Consider the following 729-nt stretch of genomic DNA (forward strand, 5'->3'; position numbering starts at 1 on the left):
TATTTATCTATCAATATCAAGCGCTCAAGTACAATCAAGAGCAATTGGTAAACCTGCTTATGAAGCAGCTTGTAGCAAAAGATGAAGCGATAGATTTCGTTTTTCCGCTGGATGCGGACGAATTTATTTCATGTCCTAGCCGTATCATGCTGGAACAACTTTTGGATGTCATCGGCGAAAACAGGATCGGCATGTACCTTTGGCGCGGCTATTTGCCGACATCGTTGCAATACAATCCCGATTTCACCACTCAATTTACCGAGCAACGCCTCGAAACGCTCTTTACCCCCAAAGTCATTATTCCTAGATGGGCTGCCGAATCTTGCAGCGTGATTATCGGCTGCCATTACATGTTGGATAAAGATGGCAACAAGGTTAAATCAACCCTGTTTCATTCGCCGGATTATCGAGGTTTACATTCCTGGTTTATCGAGCAGTTTTCCGCCCAATTTGCGGAGACCGATTTGTTGTGGCTGGGGCATTTCCCAATCCGCTCCTTGAACCAGCACATCAAAAAAATCCTCGAAAAGTCCATCTTGATTGCCATTAAAGACGGAAGCAACGATATTGCCTGGGAAAACCAGTTGCGCGAATTGCTGGACAACGGCATGAAGATGGACTTGAACGATTTACGGCTGTTGGCATACAGATACCGCGCCGGTTCTACAAGTTTGGAAGACCCGCATTGTAAAGTCAGCCATTACGAACCCTTGCGTAAAAAACCGCTGA

Annotated in this window: 1 protein-coding gene; it reads left to right on the plus strand. The window is 45.7% G+C overall.

All coding sequences use genetic code 11. The features are described 5' to 3' along the window. Window positions 1–729 (plus strand): glycosyltransferase family 2 protein (locus ACTHUE_RS19635; protein WP_440424238.1); only part of this gene is annotated, 729 nt, incomplete at both ends.

This window comes from Neisseria sp. P0021.S005 (genome assembly GCF_051956955.1).